A 20,380-nucleotide genomic window follows, 5' to 3' on the forward strand; every position below is an offset into this window, starting at 1 on the left:
GCCCTTCAGGCCAACCCGCCCTTTGATCTTCATGAGCCCACTCCGCACACGACCGAGCAGCTGGGCAGGCACACGACGAACCTCACGCCTAGAGATTCACATCGCGGCTTGGGTTCCCGCCTTCTCGTGGCCCCATGATCTGACTTCGGTCCGGGTGAGTAAAGGGCGCTTCGCGTCGCTCAAATCGCATCCAGTGGAGAGGATTTCGGGAAGGTCACTGGCAGAGACGCCAAGGCTCGATGGAAGGGCCCGGGCCGCCAGGTCAATCGGTCGGCGGGCACAGCCAATTGGATATCGGGCAGCGCGTCCAGAAGCTGGTCTATGGCATCCTGAGCGACCAGATATGCGATGTCGCGGGCAGGGCACGCATGCGGTCCCGCACCCCACGCCAGATGCGAGCGGTTGTCCGTGTACTCGCCGATATTCACCCCGGGATCGGTGTTGCAGCCCGTCATACTGATGATGACCGGCTGATGAGCGGGCAACCAGACTTCGTCGATCAGCGTCGGCTGCCGCGGGTAGCTGGGGCAGTGGTTGGCTAGTGGTGGGTCGGTGAACAACACTTCATCGAGAGCGTCGCGGGTTTGCAGGCTACCGCCGAGGACGCCGCCGGCGAATCGGTCGTCGGTGAGAATCAGCCGGAGGGTGTTGATGATCAGGTTGAGTGTCGGTTCGATGCCGCCGCCGTAAAGGTTGGCCAGCTGATGGACCATTTCCATGTCGTCGAGCTCGGCCGGGTGGTTCAGCAGCCGCGTGGTGGCGTCGTCACCGGGGTGGGCGCGCTTGAGGGCAACCAGCTCCGACAGCGCCTCGGTGAACATCTGGATTCCCTGCTGTGCTTCGATGCCCTCGAAGATCGCCGCCATGGCGGCTGTGACGCGCTGCCCGATCTGCGCCGAGCAGCCCAGTATGTCGTTGACCACGGCGAAGGTGAGCGGGAACGCGTACTGGCTGATCAGATCCGCCGAACCGGCTTCGCAGAACGTGTTGATCAGCGACACCGCGATCCGCGCCACGGTGGTGCGCATGGCGTAGAGGTCGACGCCAGCGAGGGCAGCGGTGTTCGCCTGACGGAACCGGGTATGTTCGGCTCCGGCGCTGTGCACCGCGGTCGGCCGCCATTGCAGGATCGGTAGTACGGGGCAGTCGTGGGGGATGTCCTTTTCCCAGATGCGTGGGTCGGCCGGGAACCGGTCAGGGTCGTTGAGGATCCGCAGCGCCTGGTAGTAGCCGATCACCAGCGTCGCGGGAATCCCCGGAGCCAGTTCCACCGGCACGAGCGAACCGTAGCGGTCGCGCATGTCGCGATAGACGCGGTGCGGATCGGAGGAGAACTCCGGGGAGTACAGCGGGAAGCGGGGCCCGTCGGTGTCGCCGGGCGATGCGGATGCCACAGGAGGGGTCTCTGGCTGGTCAGGGGACAGCGTTGTGCTCAAATGCGTGACTCCAGACGATGACGAAACAAGCACTCGACAAGCATGATCAGCGACAACACATATGTGCGCCGTCGCCCGGCATCGAGGGCGGTGGTCGTCAGGGACAGTACACCGACATGGTTTTTGCGTGAGTCGAGACGAGCACAGGGCGAGCTGCACGACGGATCAGCTGTTCGGGCAGCAGACCGGACGAAAACTCCTGGGACAGAACGCACTTCAAAAGCTCTTCAGCGCAGCTCGGTGATATCTGCCAATCCCTGCCCGGCGCGTGCAGTCCGTCACGCAGACAGGTATCGGGATTCAAGGGACGCTCGACGTTTCACCGGAAGCTTGACCTCGGACCTGGACAGATTGGTGGTTGTCGGCTCTGTGGCGGGCGACGTCGCCGAGCCCTGATTGCGGGGGCGGGCGATAGATACACTCTCGGCGTGCCGTTGATCGAGGTGACCTATGCACCGCGTGTCCCCGAGACGATTCTTCGGGAACTCGCGCAACGACTTCCGCATCTGGTGTCGGTGGCGGTCGAATGCCCGGAGGAACCATACGACTCGGATCTGCGGCCGGGAGATGTCGAGATTCGATTCCGGGAGTTGGGTCCGTTCGATCGCAGTGGGCTGGATGTGGTGATCGAGGTGCGGTCGAAGTGGTTCGCCAGCCGGGCCGACAATAGGCAGGAGCGGGTCGAGCGGCTGCATGCAGATATCGAGCAGGCGACAGGACTGGACGATTTCGGGGTCTACTTGTCGCTGCCGGTCGCCGCGTGGGAGCAGAGCTAGCCAGACCGCCCGGCAGGTCGGGCTCGACTCGGACCCGAACAGGTTCTGTTGGCCAGACCGACGTAGCCGATCGCGCTAACGGTCCGGTCGACCTCGATGGCTCCGGTCGCGAGCTGGGTGGATTGTTCGTGGTCGAGAATGCGGGCCTGCTCAGAAGGTGAGGGGTTCGAATCCCTTCGGGCGCATTTTCTATCAGCACGAATGCTGGAAATCATTGGGACGGAATTCGATCCGATGACACGGAATCGACAGGCTTTCGTGAACAATGCCATTGCTTCTGGGCCGACCTTCCCGCCGCGCGCTCGGATTCCGAACGCGGCTGTCTCCGCGGCCTGGGAAACCACCAACTCGACAAATGACCCATAGGGCAGAGGCTGCATTAACACACTGTGCCACAACGAAATACGCCAGAGACGATGCCGCGTCGGCCGTACCGTCACCAATTACAATTTTGCTTCCCCTTACCCGATGGTATACGGGATTCGAGATACACATTCGTCGCATCTTGTCGTTCAAGTTCACCAAGAGCTATAATAGTATTTGTGGATATATTAGGAAATGAAAGGAAAGAGAGTCATGACGAAGATTTCAGAAAAAGTACAAGAACTTAAAGACCACGCGCAGCACGCAGAACAGGAGATATCGGCGGCCCAGAAAGAAACTGGGAAGAAAGTGGATGCCGCTATCAACTCCGCCAAAGCGCAGGCAAAAGTCAGGCAGGATAATTTCAAGACGGAAGTCGCAGCGCGGAAGGCTGCCGCGGCTTCCGACTGGGGAACACTCCAGGCGGAGCACAACAAGCGGATCGAGAAGATCAAGAACACTATTGCGGCCAAGAAAGACATTCACGACCGGAAGGTCGCAACTCGCCGAGCCGACGACGCAGAGGGCTATGCCTCGGCTTCGATCGACTATGCCTTGATGGCAATTGACGACGCCGAGATCGCCACCCTGGAAGCCATTGACGCTCGGGCTTATGCAGAATCGTTGAGCTAGTTCCGCTTCCGAAGTAGTTGGGCAGTTGTGTCTGGTTGAATGCCGACGTGCGAGCTGCTGCTCTGGTGTTGGGGATGAGCAACAGAGCGGTGCGGTGCCGCGCCTCATGGGCGGGAAAGGGTCCCTGTCCAGGGTTGAATCCGGCACCGTACAACGCTCTGAGCAGCCGGGCGCATCCTGAAATCGACTAACTTGCAAGGCCATATCTCAATCGACCCGCAACACACTTACAACACGGGCAAGATCTCGAAGTCGCACCACCGGTGAATTGACGGGTGCTGGCCTTTCGCCGAACGAACACGGCGCATAAGCCAACTGGTCGCTCGGCATCGGATCGTGGTGAGCGGCGTTGTGCTGCAATGGAAAACGCGGAGATCGGGCGGACCGTAGGTCTTGTTCACACGCAGCACCAAGCCCAGCCCAGCACCCCGCCGAGTTATGCGCGGCCGCCCAGCGATATCCGAAATGTTGAACGACGTCTACAGCCGGGATATGCCCCACGAGCTGGAGAGCGCGCGGTCCACGTCGCCGTCATGTGTCAGTACCCCGACGGCGTCCGTGTACTGGCCAGCCCGGTTGCGGACCTACGCGACGACCGCACCATCGACCAGACCTCGATCCAGGCATGCGACGAGTAGTCGACGAAAACCGTTGCGGAGACGGAGGGATTTGAACCCCCGGTCGCTCTCGCGACGCTCGCTTTCAAGGCGAGTGCATTCGGCCGCTCTGCCACGTCTCCAGGCCAACGAGAGTACCCGGCGGGCCGGGGCGCTCGTCGAGGGGTGGTGTGCCGGGTCAGTCGGCGCCGCTGCCGATCTCGTGGTCTACCCGCGTGAAGACCTCGCCCACCACCTCGAGCTGCTGGGAATCGAGCAGGTCGATGAAGTTGCGGCGGACGGCCTCGACGTGGCCGGGGGCGGCGGCCTCCAGCCGGCGCATGCCCTCGTCGGTGAGTTCGGCGATTACGCCGCGGCCGTCCTCGAGGCAGGTATTGCGTCGGACCATCCGCTGCGACTCCAGGCGGCGGATCTGGTGGGTGAGCCGACTGCGTGAGGAAAGCACGCCGTCGGCCAGTTCGCTCATCCGCAGTGAACGGTCAGGGGCCTCGGACAACAGGACGAGGATCCGGTACTCGGCGAGGGTGAGATCGGAATCGCGTTGCAGCTGGCGGTTGAGCGCCGTTGCCAAGCGCTGGTTGCCATCCATATACGCCCGCCAGGCACGTTGCTGCGATGCTGAGAGCCATCGCGGCTCAACGGGCGCGATGCTGCTCGTTTCGGGTTGCACGATATCTATTCTAAGCCCGCCTGAACTGGGAAAACGGATCGCCGAATCACTTGGACATGTGATCAAACCAACTCGATGAGCTGCCCCGCCCCTGGTCGCATTCGCCATGCGGCGGGGTGCGAACACTGCGCGGCGAGCGACTCAGCGCATTGTCGCGATCAGTGCGCGATCGAGTTCGGCCGGGCTCGCCATACTTGCGCCCGGCGGGCCGCGTTTGCCGGGGTTCGGGTGCGGGCGGGCGATGGCCGGGGCAGGATGGGGCGGTGCGCGCTATCAAGCTGAACGGGTTCGGCGGACCCGAGGTGATGGAGTGGGGCGAGGCGGCCGATCCGGTGCCGGGACACGGCGAGGTGCTGATCGAGGTTGCCGCCGCGGGGGTCAATCGCGCGGATCTGTTGCAGCGGCAGGGGTTCTATCCGCCACCGCCCGGGGCCAGCGAGGTCATGGGGTTGGAGTGCTCGGGCGTCATTGCCGAGGTCGGTGACGGCGTGCGGGAGTGGCAGGTCGGTGACCGGGTGTGCGCGCTGCTGTCCGGCGGCGGATATGCGGAAAAGGTCGTGGTCGCCGCGACCCAGGTGCTCGCGGTGCCCGATGGGCTCGATCTCGCCGCCGCGGCGGCGCTGCCCGAGGCGGCCGCGACGGTCTGGTCGAATCTCGCGATGACCGCCGGACTGCATGCCGGACAGCTGGTGTTGATCCACGGCGGCGGCAGCGGCATCGGTACCCACGCCATTCAGGTCGCGGTGAGCCAGGGCGCACGCGTCGCGGTGACCGCGGGCTCGACCGAGAAACTGAAACAGTGCCGCGAATTGGGCGCGAGCGTGCTGATCAATTACCGCGAGGACGATTTCGTGGCCGCGATCCGCGCCGAGGAGTCCGGCGCCGGCGGTCCGGGCGCGGATATCATCCTCGACATCATGGGCGCCGCCTATCTCGCACGCAATGTCGAGGCGCTGGCCCAGCACGGCCACCTGGTGGTGATCGGTATGCAGGGCGGGGTCGCCGCCGAGCTGAATCTCGGTGCGCTGCTGGGCAAATGGGGCACGATTCACGCCAATAACGTCCGCAACCGGCCCACCACCGGCGCCAATAGCAAGGCCACCATCATCGCCGAACTGAACCGCCACGTCTGGCCGCTGATCGCCGACGGCACGGTAGTTCCGGTCGTGCACGCCGAACTGCCGATCACCGAGGCCGCCGAGGCCCACCGGCTGCTCGACTCCGCCGAAACCTTCGGCAAGGTGGTCCTGAACGTCAGGGACGTCTAGTCACTCCAGTGCGGCGAGGGCGCGGCCGAGTTGGTCGATTTCGAATTTCGTTGTGTACGGGGCCAAACCGACGGTTACCGCACCGCCTTCGTCATTGACGCCGAGGGCGTCGAGCAGACGGCTGCCGCCGTGCACACCGCTGAGAGTGCCGATGCGGGCGTCGGCGAGTTTGGCGGCGACCTTCTCGGCCTGCATGCCCGCCATGGTGAAGCTGACGGTCGGGATGCGAGTGGAGGCGCGGCCGATCACGGTCAGGTTGGCGATCTTGTCGAGCACATCCATCAGGTGCTCGAAGAGCTGATCGTGGTAGTCCTGCAGCGAGGTAATGGAGACCTCCAGCCGCTCGCGGCGCGAGCCCCTGGCCCGTTCGTCGAGACCGGCGAGGAAATCAATGGAGGTGGTCAGCCCGGCGAGCAGTGCGTACTGATGGCCGCCGACCTCGAGGCGCTCGGCGCCCTTGGCGTAGGGGTTCAATGACATCGACGGAATCCGGTCCAGGAAGGCCGGATCGCGGAAGACCAGCGCGCCGATCTGCGGACCACCCCACGCGGGCGCGCTCAGCGCGACCACATCGGCATTGAGTTCGTCGATATCGATAAGGGCATAGGGCGCGGCGCCGAAGCAGTCGGCCACGAGCAGCCCGCCCACCTCGTGCACCCGATCCGCCGCGACGCGCACCGCGGGCGCGGAACCGACGATCGGCGATGCCGCGGTCAGCGCGACCAGCCGGGCGGTCGGGCCGATCAGTTCCTCGAACTGCCACGACGGCATCTCACAGGTCTCGATCTCCACCTCGGCCCAGCGCACATGGGCGCCGTAGCGATTCGCGATCCGCAACCACGGCGCGACATTGGCCTCATCGTCCAATCGCGACAGCACGATCCCGGTGCCGAGGCCGAGGCGCGAACTCAGCGACTCCGCCAACCAGGCCAGCAGTACCGCGCGGTCCGGCCCGAGCACGACGCCCGCCGGATCACCGCCGACCAGATCCGCGACGGCCTCGCGGGCCGCCTCCAGAATCGCGGCACTGCGCACGGCGGCACCGTTGCGACCGATATGAGAAAACGAGGAGGTTCGGAAACCTGTTGATACGGCACGAGATACCGAATCCGGGACCAGCATTCCGCCCTGCGGGTCGAGATGGATCCACCCGTCGCCCAGGGACGGTATCAGGCCCCGCACCCTTGCGACGTCGTAAGTCATGTTGGCCACTCTAAGGGGCGCGGGCGAGCCGGGGTAACCGCGTTCCCCCTCACCGGCGGGCGGGGGTGCAGTGATCTGGGACTCAGCATGGCAACCGACTTTCAGCAAATCCGAACCACACGACCCGAACAGAATAGACGTCGCCTCCCGGCCGCGGCACCGACCCGGTGACCTGATCGAAGGCGACCGACTTAGCGCGTTCGCGGCGGACGCGACATGATGGGGACCATGACGCAATCGGACGGAGCACCGGAATCCATTGTCGTGATCGGGCCCGACGGCAGGCCGCTGGCCATCCCGGCGGAGTCCGGCACGGACACGCCCTTCACCGCGCAGGTCGTGACCGACGGCGACGAGAAATCCGGCAATTCGGACGATAAGGAAGATGCCGAGGAATCGCTGGCCGATATGGTCGAGCAGCCCGCGAAGGTCATGCGCATCGGCACCATGATCAAGCAGCTGCTGGAAGAAGTGCGCGCGGCTCCGCTGGACGACGCCAGCCGGACCCGCTTGCGCGAGATCCACAAATCCTCGGTGCGCGAACTCGAACAGGGTCTCGCCCCGGAATTGCGCGAAGAGCTCGAGCGGCTCACGCTGCCGTTCACCGATGACGCCATCCCCTCCGATGCCGAACTGCGCATTGCCCAGGCCCAGCTCGTGGGCTGGTTGGAGGGCCTGTTCCACGGCATTCAGACGGCGCTGTTCGCGCAGCAGATGGCGGCGCGGGCGCAGTTGGAGCAGATGCGTCAGGGTGCGCTGCCGCCCGGCATCCACGCGACCGACCCGCGCGGGAACCCGGCCACCGGCGGATCCGGACAATATCTCTGAGCCGCGCCGCGCCCGGCCAGTGTGTGCCAGCCGGATCAGTTGGAATTTACGAGGGTAGTGTCGAGCACCGTGCCGTCCGCTGCCGCTCGCCCCGACTCGGTTACCGATGTGAATACGGCGCGTCCCGAAGACAGCCCGGATCGTCCTGAAGAGAGTTCAGTGCGTTCAGATACCAGCCAAGCACGTTCCGACGAGAGTCCCGAAACCGTGCGACCTGACGAGAACACCGCAACCGCGGATGAGAACCCGGTCGATCAGCCGACCGAACAAGCCGAGGACGCACAGTCCGCGGCGATCGAAACACCGATCGTCTCGGACTCGCAGACCTTCGGGCGCGCGTTCAACGACTTCCGCGGCGGCTTCGCCCAGCGCGAGCTCTGGCTGTCGCTGGGCTGGCAGGACATCAAACAGCGCTACCGCCGGTCGGTGCTCGGTCCGTTCTGGATCACCATCGCGACCGGTGTGCAGGCCGCCGCGATCGGCATTCTGTACGCGGCGCTGCTCGATCAGTCGATCAAGGACTATCTGCCGTATGTGGCCATCGGCATCATCGTCTGGAATGTGATCCAGGCCAGCATTCTCGAGGGCTCGGAGGTGTTCATCGCCAATGAGGGGCTGATCAAACAGCTGCCCTCGGCGCTGAGCGTGCACGTCTATCGCCTGGTCTGGCGGCAGCTGCTGTTCTTCGCGCACAACATGCTGATCTATCTGGTGGTGCTGGTCGCCTTCGGGGTTTGGGAAAAACTGCACTGGACAGCGATTTTCGCCATTCCCGCGCTGGGGCTGGTGTTCCTGAACTCGATGTGGGTCTCGATCGTGTTCGGCATCTTCAGCACCCGCTACCGCGATATCGCGCCGATCCTCGGCAGCCTCACGCTGATGCTTTTCGTGCTGACTCCGGTCATGTGGAATACGAAAAGTCTGCAGTCGCAGGGCGGTCAGGTGAGCGAGCGCGCCAAGCTGGCCGAAATCGTGCCGACCTTCCACTATCTGGAGATCGTCCGCGCGCCGCTGCTCGGTGACGATCAGCATCTGTATCACTGGGTGATCGTCGGCGCCATCACCGTGGTCGGCTGGATCGTGGCGATCTTCGCCATGAAGCAGTACCGTTCGCGCGTGCCGTACTGGGTATAGGAGATCGGGCCCGATGACCGACCATGTGAGTATCGAAACCCGCCAGGCGTGGGTCGAATTCCCGATCTTCGACGCCAAATCGCGGTCACTGAAGAAGGCGTTTCTCGGCAAGGCGGGCGGTGCGATCGGCCGCAATCAGTCCGATGTCGTGGTGGTAGAGGCGCTGCGCGACATCACCCTTTCGCTGAAAGAGGGTGACCGGGTCGGCCTGGTCGGCCACAACGGCGCGGGCAAATCGACACTGCTGCGGCTGCTCTCGGGAATCTATGAGCCCTCGCGCGGCAGCGCGCGCATCCGCGGCCGGGTGGCACCGGTCTTCGACCTCGGCGTCGGCATGGATCCGGAGATCTCCGGCTTCGAGAACATCATCATCCGCGGGCTTTTCCTCGGGCAGACGCGCAAGCAGATGATGGCGAAGATCGATGAGATCGCCGATTTCACCGAACTCGGCGAATATCTGTCCATGCCGCTGCGCACCTATTCCACGGGTATGCGGGTGCGGCTCGCAATGGGCGTGGTGACCTCGATCGATCCGGAGATCCTGCTGCTCGACGAGGGTATCGGCGCGGTGGACGCCGAATTCATGAAGAAGGCGCGGCTCCGATTGCAATCACTGGTGGCCCGCTCGGGCATCCTGGTGTTCGCCAGCCATTCCAACGAATTTCTCGCCCAGCTCTGTGACACCGCCATGTGGGTCGACCACGGGCAGATCCGCCTGCGCGGCGGTATCGAAGAAGTGGTGCGTGCCTACGAGGGCCCGGAGGCGGGCAATCATGTCGCCACCGTGCTGCGGGAAATGGAAGCGGAACGGACAATGGGAACCGAGCGAGAATTGGAGCGGAATCAGGCATGAGTGAGCCGACCGGGCAGAACGCCCCGATCGACGCGGGGCGCGAGGCCCCGATCGACTCCGTGCCAGCAGACTCCGACGCGCCGACCCCGGCCGCCCCGGCGAACGACCCCGCGTCGCACGACGCAGCGCCGCAGCCCGCAGCCGATGCGGCAGCGCAAACTACGAACGCCACGGAGCCTCGATCCGCGGACGACCACGCCCGGCCGATCCCGGACGACCTGGCCGATGACTCCGACGACCCGTCACCAGCGCAGATCGAAGCCGCCCGCACCCCCGCCAGCACCGGCCCCGATGCCAAGATCGTCGCCGTCGTCGTCACCCACAAACGCGTTGAACTGCTCGCCGAATCCCTGAAAGTCCTTGCCTCCCAGAGCCGCCCGGTGGACCACCTGATCGTGGTCGATAACGGCAACGAACCCGAGGTCGCGGATCTGGTCGCCCAGCAGCCGCTGGAATGCACTTACCTCGGCTCGGCCCATAATCTCGGCGGCGCTGGCGGTTTCGCGCTCGGCATGCTGCACGCGCTGACCCTCGGCGCGGACTGGGTGTGGCTGGCCGATGACGACGGCCGCCCCGACGGTTCGGAAGTCCTTGCCACCCTGCTCGATTGCGCGCAGCGGTACGGCCTGGTCGAGGTATCGCCGGTGGTCTGCGATATCGATGAACCCGATCGCCTCGCCTTCCCGCTGCGCCGCGGTGTGGTCTGGCGGCGGCTACGTTCCGAACTGGGCGATGAGGATTTCCTGCCCGGCATCGCCTCGCTCTTCAACGGCGCGCTGATCTCGGCCAAGGCGGTCGATCTGATCGGCGTCCCCGATCTGCGGCTGTTCGTGCGCGGCGATGAGGTCGAGGTGCACCGCAGGCTGGTCCGCTCCGGCCTGCCCTTCGGCACCTGCCTGCAGACGGCCTACCTGCATCCCAATGGCGCTGCCGAATTCAAGCCGATCCTCGGTGGCCGCATGCACACGCAATATCCGGACGACCCGGTCAAGCGCTACTTCACCTACCGCAACCGCGGCTATCTGATGTCCCAGCCCGGCATGCGCAAACTGCTTCCCCAGGAATGGATCCGCTTCTCCTGGTTCTTCCTGGTCACCCGCCGCGATCCGGCCGGTCTGCGCGAATGGTTCCACCTGCGCAGCCTGGGCCGCAACGAGCAGTTCGGCAAGCCCGATCCGGATGCGAAGACCCCCGGCGAAAAATAGGTTGCGCGGGTTTTCCGCGCTGTGCCAAAGTGGGCGAACAACGTCGAGAGATGAGTGAGGAGGTGGAAATCGTGACACGCAATGTTGAGTTTGTCGTGCCCGGGTCAGCTGTGCAAACGCACGCTGCCGCACGGACTTCCACCTCAGATACCTCTCGCTGAGTCCGGTTCGGGCTCGGCGCCGACGAAGGATCCCTTCCATCATGGTCGACCACGACCTTCTCGTCCCTTACGGCTGGACCGAAGTCGTTGCCAACGAATATGCCGCGCTCATCGAAGACGGGTGTGTACCGGCCCGGGTGATCCGGATGGATCGCAGCGAATGCGATGTCGCGACGCCGACCGGATCCGCGCGTGCCCGTTGCCCGCGGTTGAATACGCCTGATTCCGAGATCAGCGGATTGTGCACCGGTGATTGGGTGAGCATCGATGCCGAACTGAATGTGCGACAACTGCTTCCGCGCCGGGGCGCGATCATGCGCTCGGCCGCGGACCGCCGCGCACAGGGCCAGGTGCTCGCCGCGAATGTCGATACCGTACTGATCTGCAGTGCGGCCCATGGCGATATCGATCTCGGCCGGATCGAGCGGATGCTCGCACTGGCCTGGGAGAGCAACGCGCAGCCGGTCGTGGTGCTCACCAAGGCGGATGCGGCGCTGGATATTCCGCTCGATGAGGTGCAGGCCATCGCACCCGGTGCGGTCGCGCTCGCGGTCAGCGCGGACAGCGGATACGGACTGGATGTGCTCACCGCGATGCTCGACGGCACCGTCGCGCTGATCGGTCCGTCCGGCGTCGGGAAATCGACGCTCGCCAATGCCCTGCTCGGCCAGGAAGTCTTCGCCACCGGTGCCGTTCGCGCGGCGGATAAGAAGGGCAGGCATACCACCGTGCATCGGGAGCTGCGGCCGCTGCCCGGCGGCGGCACCCTGATCGATACGCCCGGACTGCGCGGCATCGGAATCTGGGATGCGGCCGATGGCATCGAGAAGACCTTCAGCGATATCGAATCCCTCGCGGCGCAATGCCAATTCGACGACTGCGCCCACAATGGCGAACCCGGCTGCGCGGTACAGCAGGCCATCGACAACGGCGCGCTCACCCAGCGGCGCTTCGACAGCTACCGCAAGCTCGAACGGGAAAACGCCTGGAACGCAGCGCGATCGGATAAGCGGCTGGCGGCCGAACGCGCGAAGGTGTGGCGCGCTATCCACAAGCAGCAGCGGCAGTTCTACCAGGAGCGCGGCTCGCGACGCTGATTCGACCGGATACCCGGCGGGGAGCGACAGGCCGGGCAGGCGGCCGGCGCGCCCCGACGGGCCCAGCGAACCCCGCAGCAACACGGTAGGGTCGGCACGCACAATCGCTAAACGGGAGGGTTCCGATGAGTTACCCCGGCGGGTATCCGCCTCAGGGCCAGCCCGGGCAATGGCCCGGACAGCCCGCGTATGGTCAGCCTGCGCCACAGGGCGCGCCGAATCCCTACGGTGCGCCACCGCAGTATGCGCCGCCCGCGGGGCAGCCACCGGTCAGCCAGCCGCATATTCCGCAGCCGCCCTATGGCAGCCAGCCGCACATTCCGCAACCGCAGTACGGCAGCCAGCCGCACCTCGCGCAGCCGCAACCGTACGGTCAGCCCGCTCCGCCCTACGGCCAGCAACCGTACGGCCAGCCACCCGCGCCCTATGGGCAACCGGCCCCGCAACAGGCGGGCTACGGCGCACCTCCGGCCCCGCCCGGAATCACCGTCGAGGCCTCCTATGAATGGTTCTCCTTCCTGCTGGCGATAACCAAGCCGAAGATTCTGGTGAACGGCCAGCGGGTGCCGAATACGCGGTGGGGGCAGAACCACATACCGGTCGGTCCCGGTCAGTACCACGTGCGGGTGACCACGCCCTGGCTGTTCGATATGGGCCCGGCGAATGCGACGGCGGTGGTTCAGGAAGGTCAGGGCGCGCGGTTCTACTACAAGCCGCCCGCGATCATCTTCCTCAATGGCGCGATCGGCCCGGTTCCGCAGAAGACGCCCGGCGTCGTCTTCATCTACATCACCTGGGCCTTCGCGGCGCTGATCATCCTGCTGAACATCCTGTTGATCGCCGGAGCCTCCAGCATCTGACAGGTGGGACGGAAAGGCGTCGGATTTCCGGCGCCTTTTTTCGAGCACCCTATGCAACTGGTTGCATAACGATCTGGGTTACGCTTAACCTGCACAACACCCGCTGGCGACTGCTCGCAGGTCGCCCACCGGGTCAGCACGGCCGCGGGCGCACCCACCCGCGGCATCGACGACAGGAGCAGGTCATGACGGAACCGGGATCCAAGCCGCTCGCGGGCAGGACGATGATCATGTCCGGCGGCAGCCGTGGCATCGGTCTGGAGATCGCCAGGCGGGCCGCGGCCGACGGCGCGAATATCACCCTGATCGCCAAGACCGACCAGCCCCATCCCAAGCTCCCCGGCACCATCCACACCGCGGCGGCGGAGCTCGAGGCGGCGGGCGGCACGGTACTGCCCTTCGTCGGCGATGTGCGCATCGATGAGTCGGTCGCCGAGGCCGTGCGGCAGACCGTCGAGCGCTTCGGCGGCATCGATATCGTGGTCAACAACGCGTCGGCGATCGACCTCTCGCCCACCGACGCCATCTCCATGAAGAAGTACGACCTCATGCAGGACATCAACTGCCGCGGCAGCTTCCTGCTCGCCAAGCTCAGCATTCCCGCGCTGCGCGAATCGGCCGCGGCGGGCCGCAACCCGCACATCCTGACCCTGTCCCCGCCGCTCAACCTGGACCCGAAGTGGGCGGGCATGGCACTGGGCTACACCATCGCCAAGTACGGAATGTCGCTCACCACACTGGGTTTGGCCGAGGAACTCAAGGGCGACGGCATCGCCGTCAACTCGCTGTGGCCGCGCACCACCATCGCCACCGCCGCGGTTAAGAATCTGCTCGGCGGCGAGGAGATGATCGCCACCTCCCGCACCCCCGATATCTACGCCGACGCCGCCTACCTGGTGCTGACCTCGCCGTCGAAGGAGACCAGCGGCAACTTCTTCCTCGATGACGAGGTCCTGGCCGCCCACGGCATCACCGACCTCGACAAGTACCGGGTGGTCCCCGGCAATACCGAACTGACCACCGACCTGTTCCTCTGACCGACGGCGGCCACCCTCGGCACGCCACACCGGCCGAGGGTGGCCTTTCGGCAATTGCCCTACTTGCCGCTACCGTCGATACCGTGGTCACCATCACCTTGGTCCGTGGCGATATCACGAAACAGTCGGTGGACGCGATCGTCAACGCGGCCAATTCATCGCTGCTCGGCGGTGGCGGGGTCGACGGCGCGATCCATCGCGCGGGTGGTCCCGAAATTCTGGACGCCTGCCGTGATCTGCGGGCATCGCACTTCGGCAAGGGACTACCGACCGGTCAGGCCGTCGCCACCACCGCGGGGCGGCTGTCGGCCCAGTGGGTCATCCACACCGTCGGCCCGGTCTGGTCCGCAACCGAGGACCGCAGCCCCCTGCTCGCCTCCTGCTACGGCGAATCACTGCGGGTAGCAGACGAATTGGGCGCCCACACCATCGCCTTCCCTGCCATCTCCACCGGCATCTACCGCTGGCCGATCGACGACGGCGCACGCATCGCCATCGAAACCGTCCGCAGCACAACGACAAACCTCACCGAAGTTCGCTTCGTCCTGTTCGACGAGCGCGCATACACCGCATTCGAAACCGCGCTGCACTGAACAGCCGCGCCCGAAGACCGGTCACGTTCCGCGAACCGCGCACAAATTATCGGCAGATCAACGATCATCACGCATAACCAGTGACGGTCGCGCAGACCTCACACCCTGTGCGCGCTAGTCATTGGTTGTGCGACAGCAGTTCTAGTCCGCTAGGCCGGGATGTAGCGCGCATGGGTGCGTGGCGAATGTTCGGGGCTAGTCCGGCTTGATGCCGTACAGGCGCTCCCAGTTCTCGCGGCTGGTCAGTTCGGGGACGGCGGCGCGGTACTGCTCGGTGAGGGTGGGCAGGTCGCGGCGCAGGCGGCGCAGGACGCGGATGGTGCGGATCAGCAGGGCGCGGGCGCGGGGCTTGTCGCGCTGGCGGATTCGGACGCCGGACTGTGAGGCATCGGTGACCACGACATGATCGAAGAGCGCGACGTGCCACCAGTGCGCGTCCTCGCGGGTGACGCCGATCAGGCCGTGCTGGGTGCGGCCGGTCCACTGGGCGATCGCCCGCTTGATCAGGACCGCGGTCACCCGGCTCGGTTCGCCACCGGCACGGCGCATTTGGATATCGCCCGAGCGGACCGGCGGGGTCGCGGCCGAATGTTTGATCGTCTCCGGGTAGTCCGCGCGGCCGGTGCGGGCGGCGGCCAGGGCCGCGATACCGCCGTCGCGCAGGATCTTCGGGCCCTGGAGGAAATCCTCGATGCCCTGCAGCGTGGTGTGCACCAGGCCGTACTGCATGGCGACCAGGTGTTCGGCCAGACTGCGGAACAGCTGGCGGGTAATGGCCTTGCCATCGAGATCGGCGTGCAGCGAACCGACGATGAGCGAATTGCGCGTGCTGAAGTAGCGCGCCCAGTCGTCGTAGTCCTTCCAGTAGAAGTCGGCATGCCACACCGCGGCATTGGGCAGCGTGACGGTGACGAATCCGTGCTCGCGGGCCCGGATGCCGTATTCGACATCGTCCCACTGGAAGAAGATCGGCACCGGCAGCCCGATCTTGGCGACCACCTCGGCTGGGATCAGGCAGGTCCACCAGGCGTTGTACCCGGCGTCGACGCGGCGCTCCTGGTTCTTCTTGAGCATGCTGGTGTTGCGCAGCGCCTTCGACACCTTCTGGCCGTGCTTGAGTTCGTGCAGATGCACTTCCTCGGCGCCGACATTGAGGTAGTCCGGGTTGAGCAGGAACAGCATCTGCGCGCCGACCAAGGTCGGTTCCGCGGTCAGATTGGCGAAGGCATTGAGCCGCAATACCGTTTCCGGCTCGCAGAGGATGTCATCGTCCATCAGGATGACGTCGGCGTGCTCGTTGACCGCGGACACCTCGTATAGACCGCGGGTGAACCCGCCCGCCCCACCGAGATTCGGCTGGCGGATGTATCGCAGCTTGTCACCGAAGACCGGCAGGGTCTCTTGGAAGCGCGGCTGATTCTCGACCAGATCGGTGCCCTGATCGACCACGTACACCGCGTCGATAGCCGCGAGTATCGGCGCGTCGGAGGCCAGTGCGGCCACCGTCTCGGCGCAGTCCGCGGCCCGGTTGAAGGTGCAGATCGCGATGGCGACGGGGCGCACGTGATCGGGCGCGGTCGCTGTCCAGGTCTGCGCGGAGATGCCGAGTTCGCCGCCGATGGCATCGAATTCGAGCCACAGCGCGCCGCCGTCGACGTACTGGTCCAGCGGTGCGGTCAAGGTCAAGGGGCCACTCGCGGTGACCTCGGCGGTGTCGATGATCCGGCGGTGCCCGGCGATATCGGAGGCGACGAGCCGAATCCTGGCCCGCTTGGTCACATCCAGCACCATGGTCGCCCACACCTCGGTGACCGTGGTCCAGCGCTGCCAGTAGCTGGCCGCGAACCGCCCGAAATAGGTGTTGGTGTGCGCGGAGGCACCCTTGTCCAGTCGCAGCTCCAGCCGTTCCCGATGTGCTCTTCCCTTGACGACGGCGTACAGCTCATCGCTCACCTTCGCCGACGGCCCGGTGAAGATGCCGCGCTGCAGCACCAACCGATCGGGCGCCTGGTGATCGGCGCGCAGCGAGGCGGGCGCGGTCGAAGGGCGGTCATTCGTCTCGGTAACGGCTTTGGTAGCCGACTGATCCATGAAGGTCCTCGAAATCGTTTCGGTGCCGACGGGACAGACATGCCCCAGGATGGCCGTTCGCGGCGGGGCCGAGGATATCAACCGGACTCGGCAACCGCCTGTCCAGCAACCCGGCCACCGCCATCATTTATGTTGCTCACTGTTAGCTGATGTGTTCGCCGAACCGACGAATACGAATTTGTCATAGGCCCAATAGCGGAATATCACCGCGACGATCTGGCCGATGAGCGTGCCGGAGATGTTGTCCGAGAGCGGTGACGACAGGTCGAGAACATAGCGGGAGAATCCGAGGCAACCCAGTTGCAGACCGATAGCGACCACGTTGAATACGGCATACAACAAATATTCGCGACCGGGATTGTCGGATTTCTTGTGCCCGAAGGTCCACCACTTGTTACCGAAGTAGGTCACCACGGTCGCCACGGCGATCGCGATGATCTTGGCGGGCAGCGGCGCGTGGTACAGCACACCCTCGCCGCCCCAGAAAACCAGCAGGTTATAGGTGCCCGCGTCGACGAGGAAGCCGATCGCGCCGACCACCAGGAACGCACCACCGCGCCGCAGCGCGGCGATCACCTTCGCGGTCAGCGAGTCGTCCACCGGCGGCTCCGCAGCGTCGACCGGCGGCGATTGCGGGGAGCCGGTCCGCTCGGAGAATGACACGGGCTGCTCGGGGTAAGGCACTCGGCGACGGTACCCCAGTAGGCTCGGAACCGAGTGAGCACCAAGCGGTGCAGCCCTGTACCCTCCCGGTGTTCCCCATTCACCGCCGACATCGAGGATTGACCGGGTGGACTCCACCGAGCTCCGAATTGCCGCAGTGGTGCCGTGCCACAACGAGGAGGCTTCGGTCGCCAAGGTCGTCGCCGACCTGCAGGCCGCCGTGCCGGGAATCGTCGTCTACGTCTACGACAACCTCAGCACCGACGCGACCGCCGAACGGGCCCGCGCGGCCGGGGCGATCGTGCGCCATGAACACACCAAGGGCAAGGGCAATGTGGTGCGCCGCGCCTTCGCCGATATCGAGGCCGATATCTATCTGATGATCGACGGCGACGACACCTATGAGGCGTCGGCCGCACCGCTGATGATCAAGACACTGCTCGACGGCCCCTATGACCATGTGCTCGGTGTGCGTAAACAGGACGAGGGCGCATCGGCCTATCGCTCCGGCCACGAGACCGGAAACAAGGTGCTCAACGGCGTCGTCGGCAAGGTGTTCGGCGAGAACGTCGAGGATATGCTCAGCGGCTTCCGGGTGTTCTCGCGCCGGTTCGTCAAGAGCTTCCCGGCCGTCTCGCGCGAATTCGAGATCGAAACCGAACTGACCGTGCACTCCCTGCATCTGCGGGTGCCGCAGACCGCGGTTCCGGTCGGCTTCCGTGATCGGCCCGCGGGCAGTGAGAGCAAGCTGCGCACCTACCACGACGGGTTCAAGATCCTGGCGCTGATCATCGGATTGGCCAGACATGAGCGGCCGGTCGCGTTCTACGGACTGTTCGGCACGCTGAGCTGGCTGGTCTCGATCATCCTGACCATCCCGATCGTGGTCGAGTTCTACAACACCCATGAGGTGCCGCGCTTCCCGACGCTGTTCCTCGGCTTCACCCTGCTGCTGCTCGGCAGCCTGGCCTGGACCGCCGGCCTGATCCTGGATGGCATCCGGCGCTCCCGGCACGAGGCCGCGCGACTTGTCTACCTGCGGTATTCGGCGGTCGGCGCGGATGACACCGGTGGAGCCGAGCGTTGACCACCTCGGCGGATCGGACCGCAACCGCCGCAACCGAATCGAACCCGGAACCGGCGCTGAGCGCGGATAGCGATACCGCCGTTGGGGATTCGACGGCACTGCCCGCGTCCGCATCCGAATCCGGTGCCACCGATCGGGATTCGAGCAGCACGGACAGCGACGCTCCGGCCACGAACAATCCGAAGCGCGATTTCGGACGTCGGATCGTGGCCCGCTTCGGCGCCGCCACGATCGCCTTCACCATCATCGTCACGGTCTTCGGTGCGCTGTTCGCGTGGATCACCCCGCCGTTCTGGGGCCACGACGAGATCACCCAGTTCGGTCGCGCCTATCAGGTCGCGCACGGCGGGTTCCGACCCGAGCGGATCCCCGACAATCGCGGCATCTCCTACGGCGGCGATGTGCCTTCGAGCATCACCGCGCTGATGGGCTACGCGCTGCACGATTACACGACCAATCCGGATGAGCCGGATCCGATGGTCGCCGATCCCGGCGCCTATGCCCGATTCGAGGGCGCCGCGGTGTCGAAGACCGAGGAAGCGGTCTGGTTCACCAATACCGCCGCCTACTCGCCGGTGCCGTATATCCCGGCCGCCATCGGCATTCGGCTCGCCGAGCTGTTCGGGCTCAATGTCGGCGCCATGATGCTGCTGACCCGCCTGGCGGGCCTGGCCGTCTATCTCGCCCTCGTCGGATTCGGCCTCTACGCCCTGCGCGCGCATCGGGTGCAGTGGCTGGCGTTCACCGTCGCCGTACTGCCGATCGCGGTCTTCCAGGCGGGCACCGTCACTGCCGATACCCTGACCAACGCACTGGCCATTCTGGTCTCCGCGCTGCTGGTCAAGGCACTGTTCCTCGGCAACGGCCTCGGTCGCGTCGAGACCGCGGCGCTGCTGGCCGCGACCGTCGCGCTGCCGGTCAGCAAGCCGACCTATGTACTACTGGCCATGCTCGTGGTGCTGGTGCCGACGGACCGGTTCGCCTTCGGCGGCAATTCCGGCTGGAAGCGTCTGCTCCCATGGGGTTTCGCGGCATTGGGCGCGGCGGCCTTCGCGGTCTGGATGAAGATCGCGGCACCGACCACCGACGGTATGGGCCTGATGCGCCCACCGCACCAGTGGAATTCGGTCCGGCCCAGCGATCAGCTGCACGGCATCCTCAGCGACCCGTTGGATTTCGTGAACGTCTTCGGCGAGAGCATCGCACTGCGCGACCAGCGGTGGTTCACTCAGTTCTTCGGTGAACTCGGCTTCGCCTACATCGACGTCCCCGCCCTGACGGTGCTGGCCTGCCTGCTCGCATTCGCGGTGAGCGTCGGTATCGCGGATCGGATGAACACCGCGACCGCCACCTTCCGGCGCACGCTGATCGTGGCGCTGACCGTGCTCGCGAGCGTCGCGATGATCTACGTGACGCTGTACATGTCGTTCACCCCGGTCGGCTACTACATCATCGACGGCGTACAGGGCCGGTACTTCGTACCGCTGGCGATCCTGGCACTGGTGGTGCTGCTGCGCTGGATGCCATTGCGGCTCACCGATGTCCGCGGTCGGACTCCGGCCAAGGGTCCGGCGATCACGATTATCGCGGCCACGCTGGTGGCCCTGATCGCCGCGCTCTGGAAGTACTACTCGATCGTCTGGGGCTGACAGACCCCGCGCTCTCGGTTCGTGCCACGCAACAACTGATTTCGGAAGGACATGGGGACCTCACCGGGTATACCCAGAACCCGGGCACACACCGACCGTCGGCCCAGGAGCTGAACCTCGGTGCTCCCAACGTCCGGCCAGAGGCTCGCGGAGGCG

The 20,380-nt window shown here is 65.3% G+C and carries 18 protein-coding genes and 1 tRNA gene; 13 read left to right on the forward strand and 6 right to left on the reverse strand.

Annotation, left to right across the window (positions count from 1 at the left end):
• Positions 1-179: 179 nt before the first annotated feature.
• Entirely contained in the window at positions 180-1,394 is a 1,215-nt protein-coding gene (locus tag ABZW16_RS31120) for a cytochrome P450 (RefSeq protein WP_354959656.1), read from the reverse strand.
• A 470-nt stretch (positions 1,395-1,864) separates the two neighbouring features.
• On the opposite strand from ABZW16_RS31120, the gene ABZW16_RS31125 reads away from it, so the two are divergent.
• Positions 1,865-2,212 (forward strand): hypothetical protein, encoded by a 348-nt coding sequence (locus ABZW16_RS31125; RefSeq protein ID WP_354959657.1) that lies wholly within the window; start codon positions 1,865-1,867, stop codon positions 2,210-2,212.
• Between the two features lie 576 nt (positions 2,213-2,788).
• Positions 2,789-3,208, forward strand: coding sequence for a hypothetical protein (locus ABZW16_RS31130; RefSeq protein WP_354959658.1), 420 nt, complete (start codon positions 2,789-2,791; stop codon positions 3,206-3,208).
• Positions 3,209-3,862: 654 nt separating this feature from the next.
• On the opposite strand, the gene ABZW16_RS31135 is transcribed toward ABZW16_RS31130, so the two are convergent.
• Together ABZW16_RS31135 and ABZW16_RS31140 are read right to left on the reverse strand one after the other, a co-directional pair.
• Positions 3,863-3,947, reverse strand: a tRNA-Ser gene (locus ABZW16_RS31135).
• A 56-nt stretch (positions 3,948-4,003) separates the two neighbouring features.
• A complete protein-coding gene (locus ABZW16_RS31140; RefSeq protein ID WP_354959681.1) occupies positions 4,004-4,414 on the reverse strand; it encodes a MarR family transcriptional regulator in 411 nt (136 codons plus the stop codon).
• Between the two features lie 344 nt (positions 4,415-4,758).
• Between ABZW16_RS31140 and ABZW16_RS31145 the strand changes: the two genes are divergently transcribed.
• Complete coding sequence (locus ABZW16_RS31145; RefSeq protein WP_354959659.1) at positions 4,759-5,763, forward strand: NAD(P)H-quinone oxidoreductase; 1,005 nt, start codon at positions 4,759-4,761, stop codon at positions 5,761-5,763.
• Here the strand turns inward: ABZW16_RS31145 and ABZW16_RS31150 are convergent, their stop codons facing one another.
• Positions 5,764-6,966, reverse strand: a complete 1,203-nt coding sequence (locus tag ABZW16_RS31150) for a cysteine desulfurase-like protein (protein WP_354959660.1) — start codon at positions 6,964-6,966, stop codon at positions 5,764-5,766. It abuts the gene before it with no gap.
• 228 nt (positions 6,967-7,194) lie between these two features.
• Between ABZW16_RS31150 and ABZW16_RS31155 the strand changes: the two genes are divergently transcribed.
• The 8 genes from ABZW16_RS31155 (at position 7,195) to ABZW16_RS31190 (ending at position 14,734) form a co-directional block, all read left to right on the forward strand.
• Entirely contained in the window at positions 7,195-7,794 is a 600-nt protein-coding gene (locus ABZW16_RS31155) for a bacterial proteasome activator family protein (RefSeq protein WP_354959661.1), read from the forward strand.
• A 306-nt stretch (positions 7,795-8,100) separates the two neighbouring features.
• The gene (locus ABZW16_RS31160) at positions 8,101-8,928 is read left to right on the forward strand and encodes an ABC transporter permease (RefSeq protein WP_354959682.1); all 828 of its coding nucleotides are present in this window, start codon (positions 8,101-8,103) and stop codon (positions 8,926-8,928) included.
• 13 nt (positions 8,929-8,941) lie between these two features.
• Positions 8,942-9,781, forward strand: coding sequence for an ABC transporter ATP-binding protein (locus ABZW16_RS31165; protein ID WP_354959662.1), 840 nt, complete (start codon positions 8,942-8,944; stop codon positions 9,779-9,781).
• Between the two features lie 254 nt (positions 9,782-10,035).
• Positions 10,036-10,986: a glycosyltransferase family 2 protein gene (locus tag ABZW16_RS31170; protein ID WP_354959683.1), complete on the forward strand. Its 951-nt coding sequence runs from the start codon at positions 10,036-10,038 to the stop codon at positions 10,984-10,986.
• A gap of 202 nt (positions 10,987-11,188) precedes the next feature.
• Positions 11,189-12,244 (forward strand): ribosome small subunit-dependent GTPase A, encoded by a 1,056-nt coding sequence (gene rsgA, locus ABZW16_RS31175; RefSeq protein WP_354959663.1) that lies wholly within the window; start codon positions 11,189-11,191, stop codon positions 12,242-12,244.
• A 125-nt stretch (positions 12,245-12,369) separates the two neighbouring features.
• Positions 12,370-13,104, forward strand: coding sequence for a hypothetical protein (locus tag ABZW16_RS31180; RefSeq protein ID WP_354959664.1), 735 nt, complete (start codon positions 12,370-12,372; stop codon positions 13,102-13,104).
• A gap of 185 nt (positions 13,105-13,289) precedes the next feature.
• Positions 13,290-14,141 carry an NAD(P)-dependent oxidoreductase gene (locus tag ABZW16_RS31185; protein ID WP_354959665.1) on the forward strand — a complete coding sequence of 284 codons (852 nt, stop codon included), beginning with the start codon at positions 13,290-13,292 and terminating at the stop codon, positions 14,139-14,141.
• An 83-nt stretch (positions 14,142-14,224) separates the two neighbouring features.
• Positions 14,225-14,734, forward strand: coding sequence for an O-acetyl-ADP-ribose deacetylase (locus tag ABZW16_RS31190; protein ID WP_354959666.1), 510 nt, complete (start codon positions 14,225-14,227; stop codon positions 14,732-14,734).
• Positions 14,735-14,929: 195 nt separating this feature from the next.
• On the opposite strand, the gene ABZW16_RS31195 is transcribed toward ABZW16_RS31190, so the two are convergent.
• Positions 14,930-16,825 carry a glycosyltransferase gene (locus ABZW16_RS31195; protein ID WP_354959667.1) on the reverse strand — a complete coding sequence of 632 codons (1,896 nt, stop codon included), beginning with the start codon at positions 16,823-16,825 and terminating at the stop codon, positions 14,930-14,932.
• A 123-nt stretch (positions 16,826-16,948) separates the two neighbouring features.
• A complete protein-coding gene (locus ABZW16_RS31200; RefSeq protein ID WP_354959668.1) occupies positions 16,949-17,509 on the reverse strand; it encodes a GtrA family protein in 561 nt (186 codons plus the stop codon).
• A gap of 106 nt (positions 17,510-17,615) precedes the next feature.
• Between ABZW16_RS31200 and ABZW16_RS31205 the strand changes: the two genes are divergently transcribed.
• Positions 17,616-18,575 carry a glycosyltransferase gene (locus tag ABZW16_RS31205; protein WP_354959669.1) on the forward strand — a complete coding sequence of 320 codons (960 nt, stop codon included), beginning with the start codon at positions 17,616-17,618 and terminating at the stop codon, positions 18,573-18,575.
• Positions 18,572-20,224, forward strand: coding sequence for a DUF2142 domain-containing protein (locus tag ABZW16_RS31210; RefSeq protein ID WP_354959670.1), 1,653 nt, complete (start codon positions 18,572-18,574; stop codon positions 20,222-20,224). Before ABZW16_RS31205 ends, ABZW16_RS31210 begins: the two co-directional genes overlap by 4 nt.
• Positions 20,225-20,380: the final 156 nt, after the last annotated feature.

The sequence above is a fragment of the Nocardia sp. NPDC004604 genome (genome assembly GCF_040609795.1).
Classification (GTDB): Bacteria; Actinomycetota; Actinomycetes; order Mycobacteriales; family Mycobacteriaceae; genus Nocardia.